Source organism: Microbacterium sp. MYb54, assembly GCF_002979515.1.
Lineage (GTDB): Bacteria > Actinomycetota > Actinomycetes > Actinomycetales > Microbacteriaceae > Microbacterium.
In genome coordinates, this window is record NZ_PCPA01000001.1 from 319,237 (window position 1) to 340,154 (window position 20,918).

Sequence of the window (20,918 nt, forward strand, 5' to 3'; positions counted from 1 at the left end):
GTCCGAGGCCCGGGGCAGAATGGTGTCATGGGACACGGTGACGGCACAGGACGAATCGTCTCGTCCGCAGATGCCGATGACACCGGAACGCGCATCCTGCACGTCGATATGGATGCGTTCTACGCCGCCGTCGCGGTACTCGACGATCCGTCACTCCGCGGGCTCCCGCTCATCATCGGCGCCCCCGACGGTCGTTCTGTCGTCTCCAGCGCCTCATACGAGGCACGTCGGTACGGTGTGCGAGCGGCGATGCCGGTGTCGCAGGCGTTGCGGCTGTGCCCTTCAGCGCGCATCGTGCTCCCGCGCTTCGACCGTTATCAGGAGGTCTCGCGACAGGTGATGGCGATCTTCGAGTCGTTCACGCCTCTGGTGGAGCCGCTCTCGGTCGATGAGGCGTTCCTCGATGTGCAGGGCGTACGGCGTTTGTGGGGGAGTCCGGCTCGCATCGCAGAACTGATCCGCGAACGGGTCCTCGACGAGGTCGGCATCACGTGCAGCGTCGGTGTCGCCGCGACGAAGCACGTCGCCAAGATGGCCTCCACCATCGCGAAGCCGGACGGGATGCTCGTCGTCGCAGGGGCCGATACGCTCGGCTTCCTCGCACCCCGACCTGTCCGTGCGATGTGGGGAGTCGGACCGAAGGCAGCTGAGGCTCTGGAGGCCCGTGGCATACGCACGATCCAGGACGTGCGGGATGCTCCGCGCGAGATGCTCGAACGTGCCGTCGGCCCCGCCCTCGCCGGGCGGATCAGGCAGCTCGCACTCGGGGAAGACGCCCGCGCCGTCGACACCGAGCGTGTGGAGAAGAGCATCGGTCACGAGGAGACCTTCGACCAGGACATCCTCGACCGACCGTTTCTCCGAGCCGAGCTGCTGCGCCTCTCCGACCGCGTCGCTGCCAGACTCCGGCGCGCGAACTGGGAGACCTCCACGGTAGCCATCAAAATTCGCTTCGATGATTTCCGCACGCTGAACAGGTCCCAGACGCTGGGCGAGCCCACGGCCGTCGGGCAGCGCATCGGCGAGGCGGCACAGGCACTTTTCGAGCAGATAGACCGGCGCGATCCTGTGCGGTTGGTCGGCGTGCGGGCCGAGAATCTGCGACCTGCCGGCGGCGGCGGACTGGGCTTGTGGGATGACGACGAGGGTTGGCGCAAGGTCGAGGGCGCGGTCGACGACGCCGTCGCACGGTTCGGCATCGCCACGATCTCCCGCGCGCGGCACATCGGCCGCGGAGAGGGCAGGGGCGCCGCGCAGCATCCCAAGGCCCACGGCGTGGAATGATCGCACACGCTCGGTGTTCCTCGACTACCGTGGGGGTATGCCGAACATTGCACTGGAACTCGGAAAGCAAGCTGCGTCCTTCGGCGTGAAGAGCGCATACGGAGAGCCGCAAGACGTCGACGGTGTGAGCATCACACCGGTCGCCTTCACCTACTCGGGCTTCGGCGGCGGTAGCGGCGACGGTGCCGAGGGCGGTGGCGGTGGCGGTGTGTCTGTCCCCGTCGGCGTTTACGTGCGTCGTGAGGAGGGCCTACGCTTCGAGCCGAACATCGTCACGCTGTTGGTCGTCGCTGTACCGTTCGTCTGGGTGGCCGGACGAGCGATCACCCGCATCATCCGTGCACTCAAGAAGTGACGATCCTGTCGCGACGGCCCTGGAGCACGCCGCGACCCTGATCGAGCAAGATGTTCGAGCCGTGTCCGCGGGTAACCCCGTCGTTCTCATCGACGGCGGCAGCGGTGCAGGCAAGTCGTCGCTCGCTGCCCGACTCGTCCGTCGCTGGCCGGTCAGCGGGCACGTACAGCTCATCGCACTCGACTCGCTCTACCCCGGCTGGGATGGACTCGACGACGGCGTGGAGCGTGCTCTCGAGTGGATCCTTCGTCCACATGGCCGCGGCTATCTCGGCACCTGGCGCCGCTGGGACTGGGAACGCCAGACCGAGGCTGAGAGTCACGCTGTCGATCCTGCCCTGGGCGTGATCGTCGAGGGCAGCGGCATCCTCCGGGCGTCGACGGCCGGGCTCGCCGACATCCGGATCTGGGTGGAGTCAGCGGAGCCTGCTCGCAAGGCGCGCGCTCTCGCGCGTGATGGTGACACCTATCGCCCGCACTGGGACAGGTGGGCTGCGCAGGAGCGTCTTCACATCGAACGCGACGATCCTCGGACGCTCGCAACCCGCATCGTCGAGGTGCCCTAGGAGCTCATCCGGCTTCGGCCTCGTCGGCCGCCTGGATGAGAAGCTCCAAGCGATACCCGAGCCAGTCGTACACATCGTGACGACCGTCCTCCCCGGCCTGCTCGTCTGAGGTGATCCCGAGTCGCGTGGCGATCACGAGGCGGATCGCGGTGAGAGTTCTCAGCCAGAAGTCGATCTCATCCGTGGGGACGACGAGTTCTCTGGCGGCGAGGGGGTCTGCTTCATCGAGTGCGTCGGCTCTGCCTCCGACCTCACCGAGTGCCGCGCGCACACGTCGAGCCTCGATGAGCCGCCTGTCGAGAAGATCCTCCCGTGTGCTGTCCGCGAAGTCCGCCGCGGAATCGGGATCATCCGGGTACGGAGTGGGCGTCAACCGATCGATGGCGGGGTCTGCGGAGCCCCTCGACGTGTCGATGAGCTCGATGAAGTCGTCCACGAGCTGGGCGAGATGGAGTCCTTCGATCACCGTGATCGGGATGACGATCCGCTCCGAGGTCACAGCGGAGCCTTCCTGACGGTCGCCCAGAGGCCGAAGCCGTGCATCGCCTGTGCGTGGACTTCCATGGTCTCGCGCGGACCGGTGGACACGATCGCGTGTCCGTCATGATGCACAGCGAGCATCAACGCGGTGGCGTGATCGACGGAGTAACCGAAGTAGGTACGGAAGATGCGGACCACGTAGCTCATGAGGTTGACGGGATCGTTCCACACGACGACCTGCCAGGGCTCGAGCGGAGCTGCGCTGAGGTCGGTGACCTCATCGACGTCCGGAACGGCGGTCGGGGTCGTCATGCCCACCCCATCTCGTGCAGCTGCTCATCGTCGATACCGTAGAAGTGTGCGATCTCGTGCACCAGAGTCGTGTGGATCTCGTCGCGGAGCTCGTCTTCGGAGTCGCACTGCGCCAGATGAGGCTCGCGATAGACGACGATCCGGTCAGGGAGTTCGCCCATCCCGTACTGCGTCCGCTCTGTGAGCGCCAGACCGTCGTACAGGCCGAGTAGATCGAGACTGCCGTCCTCCGGGCGATCCTCCACGACGAACACCACGTTCTCCAAGCCCTCGACCATGTCGTCGGGCAGTTGGTCGAGCTCGTCGATCACGAGCTTCTCGAAGGTGGCGGTATCCATGTCCATCTCGTCCAGCCTAGGGGCGAGTCGGGGTCAGTGGAGGAGAACGAGGATGCCGGCGACGACGATGAACAACGCCCCGAAGACGGTGTTGAGAATGCGCTGTCCGCGTGCGGTTCGTGTCAGGCGACGGAAGGGTCGCGCGGCAGCCGCGAAGAATCCCCACATCACGATCACGTCCACGACGATCACGGTGCCGACGAGGGTGAGGTACTGGGGGATTGGCGGCTCATCCAGCCGGATGAACTGCGGAATGAACGCCAGGAAGAACACGATCGCCTTGGGGTTCAGGAGGTTGACCCAGAAGCCTCGACGGATCATCGACCAATGACTCTCGCGGGAATCGACAGGAACGGGAACATCATCATCGACGACAGCGGGCTTCGTGAGGATGAGCCGGATCCCGAGGAACACGAGGTACGCAGCGCCGGCATAGCGGATGCCGTTGAACAGGACCTCCGATCGCGAGACCAGAAGGCCGACCCCCGCGGCGACTATCGCGACATGGACGATCAGCGCGATCTGCTGGCCGATGATGCCCCAGATCGAGCGCCGCCAACCCTGATTCATGGCGTTGGACATCGTGTTGATCGCCCCGGCTCCGGGCGTGAAGCTGATCACGACGGACGCGGTCAGCAACGAGAACCAGACCGCGAGCGACACCCCGTCAGTCTAGAGCTTCGGGGGAGAGACGCTGACCTTGCCGGCACGACGAAGAAGGCCCGAATCTCACGATTCAGGCCTTCTTCCAGAGGGTGAGTAACGGGACTCGAACCCGCGACATCCGGCACCACAAGCCAGCGCTCTACCAGCTGAGCTATACCCACCATGTGCCCACCGGAGCGGGCAACCATACGAGTCTATTACATGTTCGGAGTGAACTCGGACACCGTCCGGGTTGCGATCTCGCGTGCCTCGTCGCTGGAGGGGCCGGGCTCATCGACGAACACCGCTTGCCGGTAGTACCGGAGTTCTCGGATCGACTCCAGGATGTCGGCGAGTGCACGGTGGCCACCATCTTTGGAGGGAGCCTGGAAGAAGACCCGCGGGTACCAGCGTCGCGAGAGCTCTTTGATGCTGGAGACATCGACGTTTCGATAGTGCAACCACTGGTCGACCTGCGACATGTACTTCGCGAGGAACATCCTGTCGGTCCCGATGGTGTTGCCGGCAAGCGGGGCCTTGCGCTCCAGCGGTACGAAGCGCTTGATGTAGGCGAGAGTCTGCGCTTCAGCGTCTTCGAGCGTTATGCCGCCGGGAATCTCTTCGATCAGACCGGACGTCTCATGCATCTTGGTGACGAAGTCGTTCATGTTCCCGAGGGCGGCGTCGCTGGGCCGGATCACCACCTGGAAGCCCGGGTCGATGGGGTTGAGCTCGAAATCGGTGATGACCACGGCGATTTCAACGAGCTCATCGACCGCCAGATCGAGTCCCGTCATCTCGCAGTCGATCCATACGAGACGATCATTCTCGGACGCAGATACCATATCGCCATACTATCTACGGCCCCGACATCGGCTGACGGAGTGTGCCTCGTCAACCGACTGCGGGACAGCGGTACGGTAGATGAGTGCGCCCCCGTAGCTCAGGGGATAGAGCAGGAGCCTTCTAATCTCTTGGTCGCAGGTTCGAATCCTGCCGGGGGCACTTCACGCAGTCACGGACTGGCGATCGATGTAAAAGCTCCGGCTGGCACGAATCCAGCCGACAATCGTTCCGGTGCTCAGGAGTAGCGGAGCACGGCGACAGCTTCGTCTGCACGCCAGAATTCGCCGACGATGCGGAACACACCCGTGGCGAGATGCAGTCGTTCGGCGCGATAGCGGAGCCCGAGCGGGTCGGCGACGATGCGCAGGTGACCGAGGACATGGTCGCGCTGATCCTGAACTCGCCAGAGATGATCCGCTGCACGGACCAGGCGTTCTCGTGATGACGAGAGTCGGGGCGTCGCGAAGGGGACCTCGGGCAGAGAGGTGATCAAGTTGTCGGGCATCGGAACTCCTTTCCTGATCTGAAGATATGACCACCCCCCGACATTCGGTTTCGGGGATACTCGCCCTGTCATCAGCGCTTTCTCTGCACTGTTCTCGCCCCACCGACTCTTTCCACGGACTACGTGTTCTCATCGGTCGCGTGGTCCTCGCGTGGTTCACGCTGGTGCGACCCGGAAGAGATCCGGCGGCCGAAAGGACAATGACATGATCGACACATTGACCATCGTGGGGAGAGTCGCGACAGACCCGACTCAGGCGCAGACCGGGGGAGGAGTGCCGGTCACGAACTTCCGGCTCGCCAGTACGCACCGACGTTTCGATGCAGTGACCCAGGCGTGGACGGATTCGGGGACCAACTGGTTCTCGGTAGCGGCGTTCCGGCAGCTGGGGGAGAACGCGAAGGCGTCACTGCGCACGGGTGACACGGTGATCGTGACCGGAAGACTGAAGATCCGCAACTGGGAGAGCAACGGCAAACACGGGACGAGCGTCGACATCGAGGCCGATGCGATCGGGCACGATCTGCGTTGGGGAACGACGGCCTACCGACCACAATCCCGTCCCGCCGGAGAATCCGGCACGACAGCGACGCCCAGGGAGGAGTCGGTCTCGGGATCAGGTGTCGACTACTCCGGATCAGAACAAGATGATCCCTCGTCGCTTCCTATCGATGTGTCATGGGGGGATCCGGCGGGTATCGGGACGACAGGGTCGTAGCTACCGCACGCGCTCGCATGGCAGGTGCCCACTGGCGGGGCCGGGCGCCGGCGGCCCACACGGGGCGGAAGGCGGAGCGACGTAGACTCGGCACGTGCTTCGTCGATCGGTCTTCTCACCCGCGCGTGCAGCCGGCGTCCTCGCGGCCACCGCTGCCGCTCTCCTCATGCTCTCCGGGTGCACGCCGGGTGCCGCGCCGTCGGCTTCCCCGTCAGCCTCCCCGGATCCGGAGGTGACGACTCCGGCGGCTCCCATACTGGTGCCGGACGGCACCGCCGATGAGAACCTGCCGATTTTCACAACGGTGGCCGAGAGCATCTGGGCTACGGACCAACGCGGATCGGGCCGGGCGTACATCGACGCGCTGGTCGGCGCCGGATTCGATCGAGAGTCCATGCAGGTGACGCAGGATCAGTCGACAGTGGGCAACGCTGCCGAGAGCCTGCAGTTCTCGGTGCGCTGGGGTCAGAAGGACTGTCTCGTCGGCCAGGTCGGCCCGTCCACAGGGCAGGTCGTCACCGTGGTGATGCCTCAGCTCGCCGAAGGGCGCTGCCTCATCGGCACCACACGTCCGATCGACTGGTAGCCCGCCAGGGGCCGGTAGGCTGGGGTGTCGATCTTCGACGACAACATAAGGAGCGTTTTTCGGTGGCTGAGTACATCTACTCGATGGTTCGTGCGCGCAAGGCAGTGGGCGAGAAGCTCATCCTGGACGACGTCACCATGGCGTTCCTCCCCGGAGCGAAGATCGGCATGGTCGGTCCGAACGGCGCCGGTAAGTCGACGATCCTCAAGATCATGGCGGGGCTGGACACGCCATCGAACGGCGAAGCGAAGCTTGCTCCGGGCTACACCGTCGGCATCCTGATGCAGGAACCCGAGCTCGACGAGTCGAAGACCGTTCTGGAGAACATCCAGGACGGCATCGCGATCAAGCCGAAGGTCGATCGCTTCAACGAGATCTCGCTGCTGATGGCAGAGCCCGATGCCGATTTCGACGCGCTGCTCGCCGAGATGGGCACGCTGCAGGAAGAGATCGACGCAGCCGACGGCTGGGACCTCGACTCGCAGCTCGACCAGGCGATGGACGCACTCCGCACCCCGCCGGGCGAAGCCGCGATCGCACCGCTCTCCGGCGGTGAGAAGCGTCGTGTCGCGCTGGCGAAGCTTCTCCTCCAGAAGCCCGACTTGCTGCTCCTCGACGAGCCCACCAACCACCTCGACGCCGAGAGCGTGCTCTGGCTCGAGCAGCACCTGCAGGCGTACAAGGGCGCGGTCATCGCGATCACCCACGACCGGTACTTCCTCGACCACGTCGCTGAATGGATCGCTGAGGTCGACCGCGGTCGTCTCATCGGCTATGAGGGCAACTACTCGACGTACCTGGAGAAGAAGGGCGAACGCCTCGAGGTCCAGGGCAAGAAGGACGCCAAGCTCGCCAAGCGCCTCAAGGAGGAGCTGGAGTGGGTGCGCTCGAGCGCCAAGGGCCGTCAGACCAAGTCGAAGGCGCGTCTCGCCCGCTACGAGGAGATGGCTTCGGAGGCGGAGCGCACCAGGAAGCTCGACTTCGATGAGATCCAGATCCCTGCAGGTCCGCGCCTCGGTGGCATCGTCATCGATGCCAAGAAGCTGCAGAAGGGCTTCGACGGCCGCGTGCTGATCGACGGCCTCAGCTTCAACCTGCCCCCGAACGGCATCGTCGGAGTGATCGGACCGAACGGTGTGGGAAAGACCACGCTGTTCAAGACCATCGTCGGTCTCGAGCCGCTCGACGGCGGAGATCTCAAAATCGGTGAGACGGTCAAGATCAGCTACGTCGACCAGTCGCGCTCGAACATCGACCCGAACAAGACGCTGTGGGAGGTCGTATCCGACGGTCTCGACTACATCACGGTCGGCAAGACAGAGATCCCTTCTCGCGCCTACGTCTCGAAGTTCGGCTTCAAGGGTCCGGACCAGCAGAAGAAGGCCGGCGTGCTCTCCGGTGGTGAGCGCAACCGTCTCAACCTCGCGCTGACGCTCAAAGAAGGTGGCAACCTGCTCCTCCTCGATGAGCCCACAAACGACCTCGACGTCGAGACCTTGAGCTCGCTCGAGAACGCCCTGCTCGAGTTCCCCGGCTGTGCTGTGGTCATCACTCACGACCGGTGGTTCCTCGACCGCATCGCGACGCACATCCTCGCCTATGAGGGCACCGACGAGAAGCCCGGCCAGTGGTACTGGTTCGAGGGCAACTTCGAGGCCTACGAGGAGAACAAGATCGAGCGCCTCGGACCGGACGCCGCGAAGCCGCACCGGTCGACGCACCGCAAGCTGACGCGCGACTGAGGCCACGATGTCCGCGACGCCGGGGCCGCGCCTGCACATCCCGATCCACCTCCGCTGGGGCGATCTGGATGCGTTCAACCACGTCAACAACACCTCGATGCTCAAGCTGCTCGAGGAGGCCCGTGTACGTGCGTTCTGGCGCGCGGGTCCCGGCGAAGAGGCACCGTCCACCGCGGTCCTCGACTCCGGGATCGACGAGGGGATCCTCACTCTGATCGCTCGTCAGGAGATCGAGTACCTGGCGCCGGTGCCGTATCAGCGCCGACCGCTCGAGGTGCAGATGTGGTTCGGCAAGCTCGGCGGCTCCAGTGTCGAGGTCTGCTACGAGGTGCACAACGACCCCGCAGCCGAACCTCGACAGATCTATGCGCGATCGACGGCGGTCATCGTGCTCGTCGATGCGAAGACGGGCAGGCCCACTCGTCTCACGCAGGAGATGCGTGACGCCTGGGAACCGTACATCGGCCCGTCGATCGAGTACAGCCACCGCTGAGGCTCGGGCGTCGTCAGAGAGCCGCGCTCGGGTAAGGGGCTGTCGCGAGCAGCTGCCTCAGGACTGGTCTTCAGGAACGCGGATCATGATCTCCTGGGCGACGCTCGCGACGAGTGCGCCCTCGCGCGTGTAGATCCGCCCCGTCGCGAGCCCTCGACCGCCGCGGGCGCTCGGGGACTCCTGCACGTAGAGGAGCCACTCATCCACGCGTGCCGGACGATGCCACCACATCGCATGGTCGAGGCTTGCCACCTTCAGGCCGGGAAGCGCCCAGTACACCCCGTGCGCGCGAAGGATCGATTCCTGGATGGTCATGTCGCTGAGGTAGGCGAGAGCTGCCCGGTGCAGCCGCTGATCATCGGGGAGAGGCGCGCGTAGGCGCATCCACACGGCTTGGCGCGGCGTACGGGCTTCGTCCTCGGGCAGGTACAGCGGCGAGTCGACGTGACGGATGTCTGCAGCGCGGTCGCTCAGCATCCTTGCTGTGCCGGCAGGAAGCCCGTGCACTCGCTGCTCGTCCGGGGCGAGATCCTCCGGAGCGGGGATGCCCTCGGGCATCGGCTCCGCATGCTCGACGCCGGGGTCCTCGTCCTGGAAGGACGCGATCATCGAGAAGATCGGCACACCGTTCTGATATGCCTGCGCTCGGCGCGTGGAGAAGGATCGCCCATCATGGATGCGGTCGACGGCGATCGTGATTCCCTGGCTCGCGTCACCTGGCCGCAGGAAGTAGCCGTGCATCGAATGCACCGCACGGTCCTCTGGAAGCGTTCGTTCGGACGCGAGAAGAGCCTGGGCGAGAACCTGGCCTCCGTAGATGCGCCCCGTCGGCATCGGGTGTGAAGAGCCGGTGAAGATGTCTTCGGTGGTTCGTGCCTGCGTCGAGTCGAGATCGAGAACCTCGAGAAGTCGTTCGACCGTCTGGATTGCGTGGGCTTGCGCGCTCATGGGTTCCTTTCCGCGACCCAGGGCGCCGCTCCGTTGGTAGTTTAGAACGCGTGCCCCATCACCTCCTTCTCGCCGACCCGGATACCGCGAAGGACGTTCTCACGTTCGTCGGTCGAGCCACCAGGATCACCGATGACGGCGTGCGGCTGCAAGCGGCGAACGGAGTGCTCGCGCTGACGACCGCGGCTCTCGCCCCGCACGGTCTGTTCGATCAGACTCCGACCGTCCTCGCGATGCGGATCGTGCATGCCGACCCCGAACTCGAGTGCGACATCGTCGTCGATCAGTTGACCGCGACGGATGAGCCCCAGCGACTCACTCTCCCGGACACAGGCCTCTCGCCGGCGTGGGCAGGTGTCGCGCCGCCTCGGGCTGCGTGGGCACCGGTGTCGACCCTGTCCGCATCGGTGATCGCCCGGCGAGCGCAATGGGGTATCTCGGCTGTCGCCCGTGGTGCTGCTCCCGGCTCCGGTGAAGAAGCCGTTCGCGCGTTGCGGGCCGCGATCTGGGGTGAGCCCGACGAAGACCTCGACGGGCTGCCGCGGGGCATCGCCTTCGCCGCCGATGCGATGGGCTTCATCTCCGGAGAGGAGCAGGTTCCGGTGTCGCGATCCGGCAGATGGACGCGACTGGCCTTCCGGCGAGGGCACGTGCTCTCCAGAGGTCCGGTGGCGTCCGGTCTCACGAGTGTCCGCGACACCGGCTCTTCCGACTAGGCCGCGGAGCGGAGGCTCCTCCGCAGCGACGCGGGCACCACTCGCAACGCCACGACTCGGCTCACCAGAGCGCTGATCCCTCCGAGCACCATCACCGCTGCGAGTACGTCGAGCAGCGGGAACAGCCAGAGGTCGATCACCCAGTACTGCCAGTTGATCGTCCCTCCGAGCAGCGCGGGGGTGATCGGCACGAACAGTCCCACGACGACCACGACCGCGAGGGGGAGCAGACGGGGCCAGACTCGCGGTCGCCTCGCAGCGCGCCGCCGTGCCGCCCAGCGCGGTGCTCGAAGCGCAGTCACGGTGAGCAAGACCACCGCGAGCGCGGAGACCCCGAGTAGGACGGCGTTGACGAGGTTCAGCGGATTCTCGTGCGGGATCGCCTTGTGCCCATCGACATCCGCGATGAGGTTCTGCACCAGCTCGCCGGGGGAGCCGACCCCGTTCGTGAGCACCACTGCAGCAGTTCCTGTGCTGGGCACGAACGCCATCGACGCCGTGAACGTCGCGAGTGTGCCCCCATGGGAGACGAACCCTTGTGTCTCGCCGTCACCCGGCGCTCGTCGTTCCCAGCCGAGCGCATACGACGGTGTGGACGGTTGGGCAGCATGGAGCTCGTCGAGGAGAGCGCCGTCCAGCACCTCCGCGCCGATCTCGCCCTGGTTGAAGCGGAGCCATTGCACCATGTCGGCCAGAGTCGAGACCACGCCGCCGTTGCCGCCGCAACGCCCCGGCATCTCCGGCATGACGTAGGAGAAGCCCAGGACGACGGAGTACCCCGGCGCGAGGTCATCGACCTTCTGATCGCAGGCATCCAGGCTCAAAGAATCGTGCATTCCGAGAGGTATGAAGAGCCGAAGCCGCAGAAAGTCATCGAGGGGTTGACCAGATACGACCTCGATGATGCGTGCAGCGAGCGAGAAGTTCGTGTTGTGGTATTCGAAGCGGCTGCCCGGCTCGGCCATGATGCGCCGGTCCGTCAGCTCTGCGACCACGGCCTTCGTCGTTCGCGGTGCAGGAAGTGCGAACTCGTCATTGGTCTGCAGCGACAATCCGGATGTGTGGGACAGGAGCTGTCGGATCGTGATGTCCTCGTGGCGGGGGTCCGCCATCGTGAACTCGGGCAGGACATCGACCACCTGGTCGTCGAGGTCCACTGCGCCATCCTTCACCAGCAGCATGATGGCCGTAGCCGTCATCGACTTGCTCATCGATGCGATCCGGAACCGAGTCTCAGGCGTGATCGGGTCACCTGTCCCGTCATGGCCGCTGACGACCGTTTCGAGGTCGCCATCAGCGAGCACTGCAGCCGCGACTCCCGGCGTCGCGAACGTATCGACGTATGTCTGCACCCTGGCTTGCGCGGTCGTCGACGCGGCCCCTGCGGTGGCCGGTACGGCAACGGCAAGGATGAATGCAGACAGGAGTCCGAGAACCTTTATGATGCGCACGAGCCCACAGTAGGGACGAAGGCGGCTCATCTCGACGGCGTGATGCCTCTGTTCGGGGTACCCAGAACAGGGCGGAGGGAAGACCGGAACCGCCCTGTCCGGAAAGCTGGAAACCCGCGCGTCAGCCCGCTGTCGCCGCTGCCGCTCGACCCGCTACGCGGCCGGAGAAGAGGCACCCGCCGAGGAAGGTGCCCTCGAGTGCGCGATAGCCGTGCACGCCCCCTCCACCGAACCCACTCGCCTCGCCCGCCGCATAGAGTCCGGGGATCGCCACGCCGTGTGCGTTCAGAGCGCGACCTTCGAGGTCGGTGTTGATTCCTCCGAGCGACTTCCGGGTCAGAACGTGAAGCTTCACAGCGACGAGCGGCCCAGCGGCCGGATCCTGCAGGCGGTGCGGGACGGCAGTGCGGATCAGCTTGTCGCCTCGGTAGCTGCGCATCGAGCGCAGCATCCCGATCTGCGCGTCCTTCGTGAAGTCGTTGTCCATCTCGCGATCGCGGGCGACGACCTCGCGTCGGACGTTCTCGATATCGAGGTGCTCGCCGCCAGGATGCCGTCGCATCTGCTCGAGGAGGGACTCGAGGTCGTTCTCGACGATGAAGTCCTGGCCCTCGTCGAGGAACGACTGCACGGGCCCGGTCGGCCCCTTCGCAAGCCGAGACTTCAGCAGGAGGCCGACGTCCTTGCCGGTGAGATCGGGATTCTGCTCGCTGCCGGAGAGGGCGAACTCCTTCTCCACGATCTGCCGTGACGTGACGAACCAGGAGTGGTCGTGGCCGGTGGTGCGCAGGTGTTCGAGCGTTCCGAGGGTGTCGAACCCCGGGAACAGCGGGACGGGGAGTCGCTTTCCGGTGGCATCGAGCCACAGGGAGGAAGGCCCGGGCAGAATGCGGATGCCGTGCGACGGCCATACTGGATCCCAATTGGTGATGCCCTCGACGTAGTGCCACATCCGATCGCCGTTGATCAGACGGGCGCCCGCAGCCTCACTCACACCGTGCATCGATCCATCGACGTAGGCGGGTACCCCAGTGAGCATGTGCTCGGGCGGGGTGCCGAGACGCTCGGGCCACGCCGCTCGCACGAGATCGTGATTTCCGCCGATGCCGCCGGAGGAGACGACCGTCGCTTTCGCCGTGATCTCGAAGTCGCCGATCGCTTCGCGGGAAGATGGGACGCCGCGCCCCGATCCGCTGGTCGCAAGAATGCTGCCACGTGCACCGACGACCGTGCCGTCGGTGACGACCAGGTCAGTGACGCGGTGGCGCGGAAGGATGGTGAGCCGTCCCTCGCGCTCGCCCTGCTCTACAGCCGCCGCGAACGGTGCGACGATGCCGGGACCGGTGCCCCAGGTGATGTGGAAGCGAGGTACGGAGTTGCCGGGGCCGATCGCTCCGTACCCGCCACGTTCCGCCCACCCCACCACCGGGAAGAACCCGACACCGTGCTCCCGCAGCCAGGCTCGCTTCTCGCCGGCCGCGAACTGCAGGTACGCCTGTGCCCAGCGGCGCGGCCACTCGTCTTCCGGACGATCGAAGCCGGCGTTGCCGAACCAGTCCTGCGTGGCGAGTTCGAGGGAGTCTTTGATCCCGAGTCGCCGCTGTTCCGGGGAATCGATGAAGAACAGTCCACCGAACGACCACCATGCCTGTCCGCCGAGATTGGTTCGCGGTTCCTGATCCACGAGGATGACGCGCCGTCCGGCATCCAGGGCCTCGGAGGCGGCGACGAGCCCTGCCAACCCCCATCCGATCACCAGGACGTCTGTGGACAGGGGCGTGTTCGTCATTTAGCTCTCCGTTGATTCCTGACGCGATCGTGTCTCGAGCGTGGGGCGACCGCCGGGATTGGCACCGATCCCCGACGGCTCGAATGTGTTCACCATGGCATAGGCGGCGCGCTCCAGGTAGTCCCAGAGCGTCGTTTCGTGCAGGGGAGACAACTGCGCCTCGTCGACGGCGGTCCGCATGTGACGAAGCCAACGATCGCGGGCGTCCGCATCGATGTGGAACGGCATGTGCCGCATACGGAGCCGAGGATGCCCTCGAGTCTCGCCGTAGGTCGTCGGTCCGCCCCAGTACTGCTCCAGGAACATCCGGAGCCGGTCCTCGGCGGGGCCGAGGTCTTCTTCCGGATACATCGGCTTCATCACCGGGTCGAGGGCGACTTCGCGATAGAACACCGAGACGATCTTCGCGAACGTCTCATGTCCGCCGATCTCGTCGTAGAAGGTCACTTCTGGGGGCTCCCGTCGTCGTTCGGCTTCTTGCGGCGCCAGATTCCGCGGTCGGGGATCACCGGCACGCCGGTCACCGCGTTCGGCCTGGTCCTCGGCGGGTTCGCGCCGCGGACCCGCCGAGCTCCGTCGAGCCCGGTGGGTACGACGTCGACCATGCGGGGCACGCCGATCTCCTTCTCGAGGAGGGCGGCGCGGAGGCGACGACGCAGTTCTTGGGCGACGTCGTCTTTCGCGTTGGCGCGCGCCTTGATTACGATGCGGACGACGAGAGCGTCTCCATCGATCGATTCGAGGCCCCACAGCTCCGGCTTCTCGATGATGCGGGTGCGCCACTTCGGGTCTTTCGCAAGGCCTTGAGCTGTCTCCAGCATGATGTGCTCGACCTGTTCGAGGTCGGAGTCGCCCGGAACCCCGATGTCGATGATCGAGCGCGCCCACCCCTGCGACATGTTGCCGATGCGGGTGACCTCGCCGTTGCGCACGTACCAGAGCGTGCCGTTGACGTCACGTACCTGGGTGATGCGCACGCTGACGTACTCGACGACGCCGCTCGCGAGCCCGAGATCGACCACGTCGCCGATCCCGATCTGGTCCTCGGCGACGATGAAGATGCCGTTGAGCACATCCTTGACGATGTTCTGGGCGCCGAAACCGAGGCCGGCACCCACTGCCGCGGTCAGGAGCGTCAGCGAGCCGAGGAGGCTGTTGTCGATCGCGTTGACGATCAGGACGATCGCGATCACGACGAGCATCACGTTGACGATGTTCTGCAGGATCGTTCCGAGCGTGCGAGTGCGCTGCACCAGTCGCATGTCGGCGAGAGGCGAGCGTTCGAGTGCCTGTGTGTCGTCGACGGAGGCCTTGCTCTTCGCGCTGTCCACGATGCGATGCACCACGCGGCGGATGACGATACGAAGCACCAGGCCGATGACCACACACGACGCGATGATGATCGCGACGGTGAGCACCTTCATGCCTGCCTGGCCGAACCAGGCGAACAGGGCCACAACCCAGTCTGGAAGCGGTGTCGGCTCGGGGGGAGTGGAGGTCGTAGAGGGGATCATCATCACCCACGATCCTAGCGATCGGGCCTCTGTGCCGGCTGGGTGGTAGAGCCATGCGAAAACGGAGACCATCCGCTCCCGTCACGGCATGTCGTGGTGAGACACGCCTGCGGCGGGGGAGATGGTCTCCGTTTCGGATATGAGTCTACGGATCAGTCCTCGGCGTCGCGCGACTGCGCGGCCAGAGCCCGCTCCACGTCTGCGAGGTTCTCGAGGACGAGCCGTCGCAGCGCTGGTGCAGCCTCCTGGTTGGCGGAGAGCCACGCACGGGTCGCATCGCGCAGTGCGACGTCGGCCAGCGCCGTCGGGAACAGTCCGACGATCAGGTACTGCGCGATCTGGTAGCTGCGCGACTCCCAGATGGGCAGGAGCATGTCGAAGTACGCGGGGACGAACTCTCCGAGCACCGCGGCCCCTGCCGGATGTGTGAATCCGAGCGCCGCAGAGCGGACGATCGTGTTGGGAGCGTCGTCGCGCTCGATGAGCGACGCCCACGCGGCCTTCTTGGAGGCTGCGTCGGGAAGGGAAGCGCGTGCCTGCGCGGCGAACTCTCCGCCCTTGGCGGTGTTGTCGGCAGCGAGAGCGGCATCGATCGTGGCGGCATCCGTAGCACCGATCGAGGCCAAGCCGACGAGGAGCTGCCAGTTCAGGTCGGCGTCGATCTCCAGCCCGGGCAGGGTGTCTTCTCCGGAGCGCAGGCGCCCAACGATGCCTGCGTGCTCCGGGGTGACGAGAGCGTTCGCGAAAGCGGTGACGAACTGCAGCTGGCTGTCGCTTCCCGGCTCCGCCGCCTCCGCAAGGCTCCACAGTCCGTCGGCGATCTTGAGTCGCGCAGCCTCGCGGTCAGCAGGTGCGACGTAGAGAGTCGCAGCGGTCCGCAGCTGGCTGAGCGTGGTGCGCACGGTCGTCGACTCGCTCTCGCGGCCGATGTTGCCCAGCACGAGGTCGAGGTACTCCGAGGCGCCGGTCTCGGCATCGCGGGTCTGGTCCCACGCGGCGCCCCACACCAAGGAGCGGGCGAGCGGGTCGTGGATGTCGGCAAGGTGGGCGATCGCGGTGGCGAGGGACCTCTCGTCGAGGCGGATCTTCGCGTAGGCGAGGTCGTTGTCGTTGAGCAGCACCAGGTCGGGGCGGACGAGCCCCTGGAGCTCCGGCACCTCGGTGCGGTCTCCGTCGACGTCGACTTCGAGGTAGTGCGTGCGGGTGAGCGAGCCGTCGGTCAGGGTGTAGAAGCCGATGCCGAGACGGTGCGGGCGGATCGTCGGGTAGTCCGCCGGCGCGGTCTGCGTGATCGCGAAGCGCGAGATCACGTTGTCATGGCTCTCGGCGATCACGGGTTCCAGGGTGTTGACGCCGGCGGTCTCGAGCCACTTCTTGGACCACGTGCTGAGGTCGCGGCCACTGGTGGCCTCGAGCTCCGAGAGCAGGTCACTCAGCTCGGTGTTGCCCCAGGAGTGCTTCTGGAAGTACTGGGAGACTCCGGCGAAGAACGCCTCGATCCCGACCCATGCGGCCAGCTGCTTGAGGACGGAGCCGCCCTTGGCGTAGGTGATGCCGTCGAAGTTGACCTGCACGTCTTCCAGGTCGTTGATCTCGGCGACGATCGGGTGCGTCGAGGGGAGCTGGTCCTGGCGATAGGCCCAGGTCTTCTCCATCGCGTTGAAGGTGGTCCACGCCTCAGTCCACTCGGTGGCCTCGGCGGTGGCGATCGTCGACGCCCACTCGGCGAACGACTCGTTGAGCCAGAGGTCGTTCCACCACTTCATCGTGACGAGGTCGCCGAACCACATGTGGGCGAGCTCGTGCAGGATCGTGACGACGCGACGTTCCTTGACGGCGTCGGTCACCTTGCTGCGGAAGACGTAGGTCTCGGTGAACGTGACCGCACCAGCGTTCTCCATCGCACCCGCGTTGAACTCGGGGACGAAGAGCTGGTCGTACTTGGCGAACGGGTAGGGAACGCCGAACTTCGACTCGAAGTAGGCGAAGCCCTCGCGGGTCTTGTCGAAGATGTAGTCGGCATCCAGGTGCTGCCATAGGCTCTTGCGGCCGTAGACGCCCAGCGGGACGACGCGGCCAGAGGCGCTCGTCAGCTCCGAGAACGTCGACTCGTACGGTCCGGCGACGAGCGCGGTGATGTACGAGGAGATGCGCGGGGTCGGCTCGAAGCCCCAGGTCGCGGTGACGTCGTCATCATGCACGATGGGCTCGGGCGTGGGGGAGTTGGAGATGACCTTCCAGGCTGCCGGTGCCGTCACCGTGAACTGGAACGTCGCTTTGAGGTCGGGCTGCTCGAACACCGCGAACACGCGACGCGAGTCGGGCACCTCGAACTGCGAGTAGAGGTAGACCTCGCCGTCGGCCGGGTCGACGAAACGGTGCAGTCCTTCGCCCGTGTTCGTGTAGAGGCAATCCGCATCGACGACCAGCACGTTCTCGGCCTGCAGTCCGCTGAGCGCGATGCGCGAGTCGGCGAAGACCTCGTTCGGGTCGAGCTGTTCTCCGTTGAGCGAGATCTCGCGTACGTCGCGGGCGATCAGATCGATGAACGTGAAGCTCTCCGGAGTCGCGGTGAAGCGCACGACGCTGCGGGAGCCGAAGACCTCTGCGCCCTTGGTCAGATCGAGGGCGATCTCATAGGACTGAGTGTCGATGACGTCGCGGCGCTCTTGCGCTTCGATACGAGTGAGGTTCTCTCCAGGCACAGCTGTACTCCCAGGGGTGAGGGGATGTCACCGGGGCTGGGCGCAGTTGGCGCCGACGGCAACCATGACAGCCTACGCCAGTGCGGTAGATGCCCATTCGCATCGGAGCGGGAGAGACGATCGATAGAAACGGCGGTGCGCGGACGCCGTGGGTGTGTGGGAGTGGAAGGATGGAGGGGTGACTGCGATCGAGCCGAATGCCGTTCCCTTTGCCTCTCCTGCTGCCGCCGGTGGTGCACCCTTCGTGACCACCCCGGTCGCCTACGACGCGATTCTTCTCGCCGGATTCGGTGGACCCGAGGGGCAGGACGATGTGATCCCGTTCCTTCGGAACGTGACGCGCGGGAGAGGAATTCCCGACGAGCGGCTCGAAGAGGTGGCTCATCACTATCGCCACTTCGGCGGGGTGAGCCCGATCAACGGACAGAACCGCGTGCTCAAAGAGGCTCTCGAAGGCGCCCTCGCCGAGCGCGGGATCACCCTCCCGGTGTATTGGGGCAACCGCAACTGGGCGCCGTACCTCGAAGAGGTGGTGACGGACGCTTCGTCCAACGGGCACACCACCCTCCTGGCATTCGCGACGAGCGCTTACAGCTCCTTCTCCAGCTGCCGCCAGTACCGCGAGGACTTCGCTCGCATCCTGGAGGAGACGGGCCTCGGAGAGACCGTGACGATCGACAAGATCCGTCCGTTCTACGACCACCCCGGGTTCGTGGAGGCGTTCGAGACCGGTGTGCGCGAGGCGGTCGAGGGATTCCTCGCCGATGGCATCGAGGCAGCCGACATCCAGATCCTCTTCTCCACCCACAGCATCCCCACCGCGGATGCCGAGCGCTCGGGTGCACGGGACATCGACTGGGGTGAAGGCGGTGCCTATGCGGCTCAGCACCTGGCCGTGGCGGCTTGGGTCATGGATCGCGTACGTCAGACCGTTCCTGCAGCTGCAGACGTGTCGTGGGAACTCGTCTACCAGTCTCGTTCCGGTCCTGCCTCGCAGCCGTGGCTCGATCCCGATGTGTGCGATGTCATCGGCGAACTCCCCGGCCGGGGCCGCAAGGCGGTCGCAGTCGTGCCTGTGGGGTTCATGAGCGATCACATGGAAGTGCTGTGGGATCTCGACACCGAAGCGGCCGAGGCCGCGGAGGAGGCCGGTCTCGCTTTCACGCGCACTCCGACGCCGGGCGTGTCGCCCGCGTTCGTAGCCGGCATCGTGGACCTGATCGAGGAGCGCCTCCAGGGGCGCCCCAACGAGGAGCGCGCTCACGTCACCTCCCTTCCGGGTGGTTTCGACGTGTGCCGTCCCGGGTGCTGCGAGAACATCCGCGCGGGCTTCAAGCCGGCTGCCGCCGGTGTCGCTCCGTGACCACTCGGTGACGGGCGGGCACTTCTAGGATGGGAGCCATGCGCATCCACATCGCCACCGACCACGCGGGACTCGACTTCTCCACGCAGCTGCAGGGACACCTGCGCGCCGCCGGCCACGAGGTCGTCGATCATGGTCCGATCGAGTACGACGCGGTCGATGACTATCCCGCGTTCTGCATCCGCGCGGCCCAGGCCGTCATCGCCGATCAGCGGGCGGGTGTCGAAGCGCTCGGCGTCGTCTTCGGAGGTTCCGGCAATGGTGAGCAGATCGCCGCGAACAAGGTCGAAGGCGTGCGTGCGGCGCTCGTCTGGAACCTCTCGACGGCGGAACTCGCTCGAGAGCACAACGATGCCAACGTGATCTCCATCGGCGCTCGGCAGCATACCTACGATGAGGTGACGTCGTTCATCGACCGCTTCATCGAGACTCCGTTCTCAGGCGATGAGCGCCATGTGCGTCGCATCGGCCAGATCGCGGACTTCGAGCGCGACGGCTCGCTTCTCCCGGACCCGCGGGCCTGAGATGCCCGAGGGTCATTCCGTCCACCGCATCGCTCGGCAGTTCGATCGCAACTTCGTCGGCAAAGCATTGAGCGCCTCCAGCCCACAGGGCCGGTTCGCCGAGGGGGCCTCCGTTCTCGACGGACGCGCGGCGGTGAGCGTGCAGGCCGTCGGCAAGCAGATGTTCTTGGAGACGGAAGGCGATCTCTGGCTCCGCGTGCACCTCGGTCTCTATGGCGCCTGGGACTTCGCGGGCGAGATCATCATCGACCCGACCATCGCCTCGGCCAACGGGCGGATGGGGCAGACGAATCAGCGCGGTACCGTCCTCGATGAGCCGATCCTCGATGACGCGGGCGAGAACTCGCTGTCATCGATCGGTGCGCCGCGTCGCACGCGGGTGCATGTCCGCATGTCGGAGCAGACGAAGGGTCTGGCCGACGAGGGTATGGAGTGGCCGCCGCCCGTCGTCGGACAGGTGCGTCTGCGCCTGATGACCGACATCACCGCTGCGGACCTCCGTGGTCCGACGGCCTGCGTGCTGCAGACGCCCGAGGAGATGCTCGCGACTGTGGCGAAGCTGGGGCCGGATCCGCTGGTCGGAGATCCGGTCGAGAACGAGGAGCGATTCGTTCGAGCAGTCGGGAAGAAATCGACGGTCATCGCACTGCTGCTGATGGACCAGTCGGTCGTGAGCGGCATCGGAAACGTCTATCGCGCCGAGATGCTCTTCCGGCAGCGGCTGAACCCGCACACGCCCGGTCGGGACGTGCCCGAGGACGTCGTGCGCGCGCTCTGGCACGACTGGGTACGACTGCTCGCGGTCGGTGTCGAGACCGGTCAGATGATGACCATGGACGGGCTCACCGGCCAGGACTACCGGGCGGCGATGGCCAACCGGGACGACCGGCACTGGGTGTATCACCGGGCTGGTCTGCCGTGCCGGATCTGCGGCACGGAGATAGCACTCGAGGAGATCGGCGCACGCAAGCTCTATTGGTGCCCTCGTTGTCAGGCATGACCACGCGCCACGTCGCCGCATCAGTCCTAGGCTGATCGC

23 protein-coding genes and 2 tRNA genes are annotated in these 20,918 nt (G+C 65.7%); 12 read left to right on the forward strand and 13 right to left on the reverse strand.

Features of this window, described 5'->3' with window-relative positions:
• Window positions 1-27: 27 nt before the first annotated feature.
• From dinB to CQ040_RS01505, 3 genes are all read left to right on the forward strand, one after another.
• The gene (gene dinB / locus CQ040_RS01495; RefSeq protein WP_105525426.1) at window positions 28-1,284 is read left to right on the forward strand and encodes a DNA polymerase IV; all 1,257 of its coding nucleotides are present in this window, start codon (window positions 28-30) and stop codon (window positions 1,282-1,284) included.
• Window positions 1,285-1,321: 37 nt separating this feature from the next.
• Entirely contained in the window at window positions 1,322-1,639 is a 318-nt protein-coding gene (locus CQ040_RS01500) for a hypothetical protein (protein WP_028501943.1), read from the forward strand.
• Between the two features lie 61 nt (window positions 1,640-1,700).
• The gene (locus tag CQ040_RS01505; protein WP_258131193.1) at window positions 1,701-2,204 is read left to right on the forward strand and encodes a hypothetical protein; all 504 of its coding nucleotides are present in this window, start codon (window positions 1,701-1,703) and stop codon (window positions 2,202-2,204) included.
• Between the two features lie 4 nt (window positions 2,205-2,208).
• Here CQ040_RS01505 and CQ040_RS01510 read toward each other — a convergent pair whose 3' ends face one another.
• The 6 genes from CQ040_RS01510 to orn form a co-directional block, all read right to left on the reverse strand.
• Window positions 2,209-2,703: a DUF2017 family protein gene (locus CQ040_RS01510; RefSeq protein ID WP_105525424.1), complete on the reverse strand. Its 495-nt coding sequence runs from the start codon at window positions 2,701-2,703 to the stop codon at window positions 2,209-2,211.
• On the reverse strand, window positions 2,700-2,996 hold the full coding sequence (gene clpS, locus CQ040_RS01515; protein WP_028501940.1) for an ATP-dependent Clp protease adapter ClpS: 297 nt from the start codon (window positions 2,994-2,996) through the stop codon (window positions 2,700-2,702). The genes CQ040_RS01510 and clpS overlap by 4 nt, the downstream gene beginning before the upstream one ends.
• Window positions 2,993-3,340, reverse strand: coding sequence for a metallopeptidase family protein (locus tag CQ040_RS01520; RefSeq protein WP_028501939.1), 348 nt, complete (start codon window positions 3,338-3,340; stop codon window positions 2,993-2,995). Before CQ040_RS01520 ends, clpS begins: the two co-directional genes overlap by 4 nt.
• Window positions 3,341-3,367: 27 nt before the next feature.
• Window positions 3,368-3,997 carry a LysE family transporter gene (locus CQ040_RS01525; RefSeq protein ID WP_105525423.1) on the reverse strand — a complete coding sequence of 210 codons (630 nt, stop codon included), beginning with the start codon at window positions 3,995-3,997 and terminating at the stop codon, window positions 3,368-3,370.
• 91 nt (window positions 3,998-4,088) lie between these two features.
• Window positions 4,089-4,161 (reverse strand) — tRNA-His (locus CQ040_RS01530).
• Window positions 4,162-4,197: 36 nt separating this feature from the next.
• Window positions 4,198-4,824, reverse strand: coding sequence for an oligoribonuclease (orn, locus tag CQ040_RS01535; protein ID WP_105525422.1), 627 nt, complete (start codon window positions 4,822-4,824; stop codon window positions 4,198-4,200).
• 87 nt (window positions 4,825-4,911) lie between these two features.
• Between orn and CQ040_RS01540 the strand changes: the two genes are divergently transcribed.
• Window positions 4,912-4,984 (forward strand) — tRNA-Arg (locus CQ040_RS01540).
• A 76-nt stretch (window positions 4,985-5,060) separates the two neighbouring features.
• Here the strand turns inward: CQ040_RS01540 and CQ040_RS01545 are convergent.
• Complete coding sequence (locus tag CQ040_RS01545) at window positions 5,061-5,330, reverse strand: hypothetical protein (protein WP_028501936.1); 270 nt, start codon at window positions 5,328-5,330, stop codon at window positions 5,061-5,063.
• Between the two features lie 205 nt (window positions 5,331-5,535).
• Here CQ040_RS01545 and CQ040_RS01550 point away from each other — a divergent pair, with 205 nt between their 5' ends.
• The 4 genes from CQ040_RS01550 to CQ040_RS01565 all read left to right on the forward strand — a co-directional run bounded on the left by CQ040_RS01550 (window position 5,536) and on the right by CQ040_RS01565 (window position 8,869).
• Window positions 5,536-6,048 carry a single-stranded DNA-binding protein gene (locus tag CQ040_RS01550; protein WP_105525421.1) on the forward strand — a complete coding sequence of 171 codons (513 nt, stop codon included), beginning with the start codon at window positions 5,536-5,538 and terminating at the stop codon, window positions 6,046-6,048.
• A gap of 94 nt (window positions 6,049-6,142) precedes the next feature.
• Window positions 6,143-6,634, forward strand: coding sequence for a DUF6993 domain-containing protein (locus CQ040_RS20610; protein ID WP_181156684.1), 492 nt, complete (start codon window positions 6,143-6,145; stop codon window positions 6,632-6,634).
• A 62-nt stretch (window positions 6,635-6,696) separates the two neighbouring features.
• Window positions 6,697-8,376, forward strand: coding sequence for an energy-dependent translational throttle protein EttA (gene ettA, locus CQ040_RS01560; protein ID WP_028501933.1), 1,680 nt, complete (start codon window positions 6,697-6,699; stop codon window positions 8,374-8,376).
• A gap of 7 nt (window positions 8,377-8,383) precedes the next feature.
• On the forward strand, window positions 8,384-8,869 hold the full coding sequence (locus CQ040_RS01565; protein ID WP_105525420.1) for a thioesterase family protein: 486 nt from the start codon (window positions 8,384-8,386) through the stop codon (window positions 8,867-8,869).
• A 57-nt stretch (window positions 8,870-8,926) separates the two neighbouring features.
• Here the strand turns inward: CQ040_RS01565 and CQ040_RS01570 are convergent, their stop codons facing one another.
• A complete protein-coding gene (locus tag CQ040_RS01570; protein WP_028501931.1) occupies window positions 8,927-9,817 on the reverse strand; it encodes an acyl-CoA thioesterase II in 891 nt (296 codons plus the stop codon).
• Between the two features lie 50 nt (window positions 9,818-9,867).
• On the opposite strand from CQ040_RS01570, the gene CQ040_RS01575 reads away from it, so the two are divergent.
• Window positions 9,868-10,533 (forward strand): hypothetical protein, encoded by a 666-nt coding sequence (locus tag CQ040_RS01575; RefSeq protein ID WP_105525419.1) that lies wholly within the window; start codon window positions 9,868-9,870, stop codon window positions 10,531-10,533.
• Here CQ040_RS01575 and CQ040_RS01580 read toward each other — a convergent pair.
• The 5 genes from CQ040_RS01580 to pepN form a co-directional block, all read right to left on the reverse strand.
• Entirely contained in the window at window positions 10,530-11,984 is a 1,455-nt protein-coding gene (locus tag CQ040_RS01580) for a serine hydrolase (protein ID WP_219844665.1), read from the reverse strand. The genes CQ040_RS01575 and CQ040_RS01580 overlap by 4 nt on opposite strands.
• A gap of 121 nt (window positions 11,985-12,105) precedes the next feature.
• Window positions 12,106-13,773, reverse strand: a complete 1,668-nt coding sequence (locus CQ040_RS01585) for an FAD-binding dehydrogenase (RefSeq protein ID WP_105525417.1) — start codon at window positions 13,771-13,773, stop codon at window positions 12,106-12,108.
• Complete coding sequence (locus CQ040_RS01590) at window positions 13,774-14,220, reverse strand: globin (RefSeq protein WP_105525416.1); 447 nt, start codon at window positions 14,218-14,220, stop codon at window positions 13,774-13,776.
• The gene (locus tag CQ040_RS01595) at window positions 14,217-15,287 is read right to left on the reverse strand and encodes a mechanosensitive ion channel family protein (RefSeq protein WP_258131219.1); all 1,071 of its coding nucleotides are present in this window, start codon (window positions 15,285-15,287) and stop codon (window positions 14,217-14,219) included. Before CQ040_RS01595 ends, CQ040_RS01590 begins: the two co-directional genes overlap by 4 nt.
• Before the next feature lie 152 nt (window positions 15,288-15,439).
• Window positions 15,440-17,992, reverse strand: coding sequence for an aminopeptidase N (gene pepN, locus CQ040_RS01600; protein WP_105525414.1), 2,553 nt, complete (start codon window positions 17,990-17,992; stop codon window positions 15,440-15,442).
• A gap of 178 nt (window positions 17,993-18,170) precedes the next feature.
• Here pepN and CQ040_RS01605 point away from each other — a divergent pair, with 178 nt between their 5' ends.
• Genes CQ040_RS01605 through CQ040_RS01615 form a run of 3 tightly spaced genes read left to right on the forward strand, consistent with a single transcriptional unit; the run spans window position 18,171 to window position 20,879 of the window.
• Entirely contained in the window at window positions 18,171-19,355 is a 1,185-nt protein-coding gene (locus CQ040_RS01605) for a ferrochelatase (protein WP_105525413.1), read from the forward strand.
• Window positions 19,356-19,393: 38 nt separating this feature from the next.
• The gene (locus CQ040_RS01610) at window positions 19,394-19,879 is read left to right on the forward strand and encodes a ribose-5-phosphate isomerase (protein ID WP_021200523.1); all 486 of its coding nucleotides are present in this window, start codon (window positions 19,394-19,396) and stop codon (window positions 19,877-19,879) included.
• Between the two features lies 1 nt (window position 19,880).
• The gene (locus tag CQ040_RS01615) at window positions 19,881-20,879 is read left to right on the forward strand and encodes an Fpg/Nei family DNA glycosylase (RefSeq protein ID WP_105525412.1); all 999 of its coding nucleotides are present in this window, start codon (window positions 19,881-19,883) and stop codon (window positions 20,877-20,879) included.
• Window positions 20,880-20,918: the final 39 nt, after the last annotated feature.